Source organism: Corynebacterium sp. (assembly GCF_030152825.1).
GTDB lineage: Bacteria > Actinomycetota > Actinomycetes > Mycobacteriales > Mycobacteriaceae > Corynebacterium.
Genome location: NZ_JASLIP010000069.1, coordinates 1 through 4,985, shown reverse-complemented (window position 1 = coordinate 4,985; position 4,985 = coordinate 1). Strand labels below are relative to the sequence as shown.

Annotated in this window: 5 protein-coding genes; 1 reads left to right on the top strand and 4 read right to left on the bottom strand. The window is 66.3% G+C overall.

Annotated elements, in window-relative coordinates; all coding sequences use genetic code 11:
• The 3 genes from Q1V78_RS07720 to Q1V78_RS07710 all read right to left on the bottom strand — a co-directional run.
• Window positions 1-359: hypothetical protein (locus tag Q1V78_RS07720; RefSeq protein WP_300613306.1), on the bottom strand; the 359-nt coding region annotated here is incomplete at its 3' end.
• A 4-nt stretch (window positions 360-363) separates the two neighbouring features.
• A complete protein-coding gene (locus tag Q1V78_RS07715; protein ID WP_300613304.1) occupies window positions 364-942 on the bottom strand; it encodes a PTS glucose transporter subunit IIA in 579 nt (192 codons plus the stop codon).
• Window positions 943-953: 11 nt separating this feature from the next.
• Window positions 954-1,835, bottom strand: a complete 882-nt coding sequence (locus tag Q1V78_RS07710) for a sulfurtransferase (protein WP_300613303.1) — start codon at window positions 1,833-1,835, stop codon at window positions 954-956.
• 165 nt (window positions 1,836-2,000) lie between these two features.
• Here Q1V78_RS07710 and Q1V78_RS07705 point away from each other — a divergent pair, with 165 nt between their 5' ends.
• On the top strand, window positions 2,001-3,083 hold the full coding sequence (locus Q1V78_RS07705) for a hypothetical protein (RefSeq protein WP_300613301.1): 1,083 nt from the start codon (window positions 2,001-2,003) through the stop codon (window positions 3,081-3,083).
• Between the two features lie 135 nt (window positions 3,084-3,218).
• Here the strand turns inward: Q1V78_RS07705 and Q1V78_RS07700 are convergent.
• Window positions 3,219-4,985 (bottom strand): AAA family ATPase (locus Q1V78_RS07700; protein ID WP_300613299.1); only part of this gene is annotated, 1,767 nt, incomplete at its 5' end.

Sequence of the window (4,985 nt, the reverse complement as noted above, 5' to 3'; positions counted from 1 at the left end):
CGCCACGGGCGGGCAAAGAGCGCGAGCACCGTCGCGCCGACGACACCCATGAATAGCAACGCGCCCGCGATGATGGTGGCCGCTGGGCCGCCGTTTACCCCGAACACGATCGCCAACATCACGCTGCCGACCAGCCCGATTGAGGCCAGTGCCATATAGGCCACGTTGATTGGGTGGAGCCTGTGACCGAAGCTGCCGTTGTAGGTCATGACCAGGGGGATGATCTGCAGCGCGAGCAGCCCCAGGAAGTAGTAGGTCGCCAACCGACGCAACACATCGGTATCCAGCAGCAGCGGAAAGCCCGTCAACGCGGCGAGCATCCACAGCATCGCGACGAGGTTCAATAGGCGCCGTGCCATCCGGCTAGACCCTAAACAGCTCGTCTTGCCCCGCGCACGGGCCACTCAGCGCGACGGGAAACTCGATCTCCCCCGACCCGTGGCACAACGCCAGCACCAGCACGATCGGGTCGTAGCCGAGGCGGCCGACCTCCTTGGGTGCATAGGTGACCACTGGCGTTCCCGCCTGCACGGTCGAGCCCTCTGCCCAGCGGGTGGCGAAACCCTGGCCGTCGAGTTGATCAGTGTCGATGCCCATTTGCACCAGCACGCGGGCGCTACCGTCTTCCAGTTCCACGACGAACATGTGGGGTTGTACCCGCACGAGGGTTCCCGCAACCGGGGAGTGCACCTCCACGATCTCCTTATCGGGGTCCGGGATCACGGCCACGCCTGCGCCTGCGGAGCCGGAAGCGAACACGGGGTGCGGCACTGCGCTCAGCGGCGCTGTCGTTCCGGCGAGCGGCGCGCCCACAGGGGTGCGCTCGGAATGCGGAACTCCACCGCGGTTTCCTGCGACGGCATCCACGTCAGTTGCGCCGAAGCCTGCGGCGCCGACATCCCCCGCGCCGCCGAGGTCCTCAAAATCGTGCCCGTCTGTCATGCTTCCCCAGCTTAACCGCGCGCGATCTTGCGGGAGGAGGAAGCGGACCATTGTGACCAACCCCCCACAAAGTGCCGCCCGACGGGGAGGCCCGCCTCCTCCATCGCAGCCAGGAACAGGGCGGAGTCCAGCCCGGATCCGGAGTGTACGGTCAGCTCGGTGTTCTCATCGATGCCGTGGCTCGCGAAGATCTCCCGCAGCTGGGTGCCACCCAAGACCTTGCCTTCCTCATCCAGCAAGGAGGCCACGGGAATGTTCACCGCGCTCGGAATGTGGCCTGCCTGGTGGTCGAAGGGCTCGCGAACGCCACGGAAGCGCTCCGGGTCGCGGCAGTCGACCAGCATTCGGTCGCGGCACCAGACGTCAATCTCGTCGATATACAGCTCCGGCATGGAGCGTGGTCGGATCTTGAAGTCCCCGCGCCCTCGGAGGGCGCCGATGCCACCGGCGACGTCGCCGCCCGCCTCCTCCCATTGGGAGGTTCCGCCGTTCAGGATCTTCACGTTCTCGACGCCAGCCCAACGCAGGATCCACCAGGCGCGAGCAGCGTAAATATTGCGCCCGGCGTCATAGATGACGACGGGGCGGCCATCCGTGATGCCCCAGTTATAGAAGCTGCGCTGCAGGGCGGCCAGGCCCGGCATGGGGTTGCGACCCCGTGTGCGGGAGGGGGTGCCGGCCAGGTGTTGGAGGGGGTTGCAGAACATCGCCCCTGGCAGGTGCTGGCCCACGTAGGCTTCCCACGCGCTGTTCTCAGTCTTAGCCCAGTGGGAGTCGATGATGGTCATGCGCTCGCCGAGGCGGTAGGCCTCATAAAGCTGCTCACCGTTGATGAATGGGCCCGGGATTTTGGAGAAGGTATCGTGCACGCGCCGGGAAGTTGCTTGGCTCATGGTCACCATCCTAGAGATTGTGCGCGACTGAGGTTTCCATTACTCAGCCTCTCCCACTCGGGACCCCGTGGAAGCATCCTCTATCGGGGCCTAGTGCCCGCTCAGGCGGGTTTTCTTATATGCTTTTTAGGTTAGCTTTCTACCCTTCAAAGACTGGAGCAGTGGATGTCCGAAAACCCGTGGGAGAAGAAACCGTCTGGCTCGGGCGACGGCCAGGTGGAGAACCCATGGAATCAGCCCTCGGGTAATCCGTGGGCGCAGAACCAGCCAGGCGCCGACAAGCCCGGTGTCGGCCAATCCACGCCGACGTCCCCCAACGCGCCGCGGAACTCGGGCAAGGAGACCACCGACCCGGACTTGCGTTCCTCGAACCCGGAGGAGGACTGGGCTGGGCTGGCGAATTCGCCGCAACCACCGAACTACCAGCGGGGCGCAGCGTCGGCCGGCGGGGCGGCTGGCGCGGCGAGCTACGGTCAAGGCCTCCAGCAGAGCCCGTACCAGCAAAGCCCCTATCAGCAAGGTTTCCAGCAGGGGCCGCCGAACGGGCAGGGCTACCAGCAGGCCCCTTATCAGCAGGGTGGCTACCAGCAGAATTACGCCCAGGGGCCGTACCAACAGGGCCCTTATCAGCAGCCCCAGGAGAAGAAGTCGGGCAAGGGCTGGCTAATCGCACTCATCGTCCTCCTCATCCTCGCGCTGATCGGCGGTGGCCTGTGGTGGTTCCTCGCGGGCTCCAAGGACGGCGGCTCCAGCGAGGACCCCGTCACCGTCTACGAGACGGAGTACGAGGACGAATCCTCCTCCGAGAAGACGACCACCAAGGAAGACGACGAGGACGAAGACGAGGACACCGAGACCTCCGAGCCGGAAGATTCCGACGGCCCGAAGGCGGTCTCGTCCCCGTCCGATTACCCCTCCGGGCTACGCTCCGACGGCTGGGTGGTCAGCCGTAACGCACAGTGCAACTCCACCGACGAGTGGGTGTACGCGGCGACCAACGGCTCCACCTACGTCTCGATCTGCGAGAACCCGGGTAACGGCGGCTACTACTACCGCGGCTACAGCGACGGGATGGGCTACGAGGAGGACGTCGACATGGCCTCCGCGGACGTGGCCCGCGGCAAGTTCCGCGTCCCCGCCGCGCCGAACACCATCGTGATCGACGGCAAGACCCTGCGCGTAATCGGCGCCGACGGCGGCGAGCTGGACTCCCAGCGCCTACCGAAGGCCGTCTATAAGTCGAACTAGTAGGACTCTCGTTTCGCGCCCTGCATAAACACAGCGAGCAGGGAAAAGGCCCGGCGGACGCTCAGCACCTACTGAGCGGCCGCCGGGCCTTGGGCTTTGCCGGGGCGAGGATTCACCCGCCCCGGCAGGGTGCGATTACTCGCCGCGGTGGATCCAGAGGCTATCCACGCCCTCGACCTCGTGCGGGTCCACGTCCACGCGGACAGTATCGCCATCCCGGATCGCGCCGGAGAGCAGCTCCTTGGCCAGGGCATCTCCGATGGCCTTCTGGATCAGCCTGCGCAGCGGGCGGGCACCGTAGGCCGGGTCGTAGCCGCGCTTGGCGAGCCAGGCCTTCGCCTCCGGGGAGACATCCAGGGTGAGGCGACGGGAAGCCAGACGATCCGCCAGCCCGCCGATCTGAATGTCCACGATGTGCTCCAGCTGCTCCTCGGACAGCGGGTCGAAGATCAGCACATCGTCCAGGCGGTTGATGAACTCCGGCTTGAAGTGGGCCTTCACGGCGTCCATGATCTGCTCGTGGTTGCCGCCGGCGCCCAGGTTGGACGTCAGGATCAGCATCGTGTTGCGGAAGTCCACCGTCCGTCCCTGTCCATCAGTCAGGCGACCCTCGTCGAGGACCTGCAGCAGGATGTCGAAGACGTCCGGGTGGGCCTTCTCCACCTCGTCGAAGAGCACGACCGTGTACGGGCGACGGCGCACCGCTTCGGTCAGCTGTCCGCCCTGGTCGTAGCCGACGTATCCCGGAGGGGCACCGACCAGGCGGGCGACGGAGTGCTTCTCACCGAACTCGGACATGTCGATGCGGACCATCGCGTGCTCGTCGTCGAAGAGGAACTCCGCCAGAGCCTTGGCCAGCTCAGTCTTACCCACGCCCGTGGGGCCGAGGAAGAGGAAGGAGCCGGTCGGACGGTTCGGGTCAGCCACGCCGGCACGGGCGCGGCGCACGGCGTCGGAGACAGCGTTCACGGCCTGCTTCTGGCCAACGACGCGGCCCGCCAGGACGCTCTCCATCTCCAGCAGCTTCTCGGTTTCTCCCTGCAGCATCTTGCCGGCCGGGATGCCGGTCCACGCGGAGACAACATCGGCGATGGTGTCCGGGGTGACTTCCTCGGTGAGCATCATCTCCTGGTTGCCAGCCTGCGCCTTGGCCTGGGCTTGCTCGGCCTCCTCCAGGCGCCGTTCGACGTCCGGGATGCGGCCGTAGCGCAGCTCAGCGACCTTGGCGTAGTCCCCGTCGCGTTCCGCGATCTCAGAGTCCCGGCGCAGGGCGTCGAGCTCCTCCTTGATTCCGCGCAGCGAGTCGATGCTGGACTTCTCGTTCTCCCAGCGAGCAGTCAGGCCGGCGAGCTTCTCCTTCTCATCGGCCAGCTCCGAGCGCAGGCGCTCGAGGCGGTCCTTGGAGGCGGCGTCCGTCTCCTTGGCCAGGGCCATCTCCTCAATCTCGAGGCGGCGGACGATGCGCTCGGCGTTGTCGATCTCCTCCGGTCGGGAGTCGATTTCCATGCGCAAGCGGGAGGCGGCCTCGTCGACCAGGTCGATGGCCTTATCCGGCAGGAAGCGGCTGGTGATGTAGCGATCCGAGAGGCTGGCGGCAGCGACCAGGGCGGAGTCCTGGATGCGCACGCCGTGGTGCACCTCGTAGCGCTCCTTGAGCCCGCGGAGGATACCGATGGTGTCCTCCGGGGTCGGCTCGCCGACGTAGACCTGCTGGAAGCGGCGCTCCAGGGCCGGGTCCTTCTCGATGTGCTGGCGGTACTCGTCCAGGGTGGTCGCACCGACGAGGCGCAGCTCACCGCGGGCGAGCAGCGGCTTAATCATGTTGCCGGCATCCATCGCGGAGTCGCCGCCGGCACCGGCGCCGACGATGGTGTGCAGCTCGTCGATGAAGGTGACGATCTC

Bases quoted from the DNA above. Each gene is read 5' to 3' on its own strand.
- Q1V78_RS07715 (WP_300613304.1), bottom strand. From the start codon at position 942: ATGACAGACGGGCACGATTTTGAGGACCTCGGCGGCGCGGGGGATGTC.
- Q1V78_RS07710 (WP_300613303.1), bottom strand. From the start codon at position 1,835: ATGAGCCAAGCAACTTCCCGGCGCGTGCACGATACCTTCTCCAAAATC.
- Q1V78_RS07705 (WP_300613301.1), top strand. From the start codon at position 2,001: ATGTCCGAAAACCCGTGGGAGAAGAAACCGTCTGGCTCGGGCGACGGC.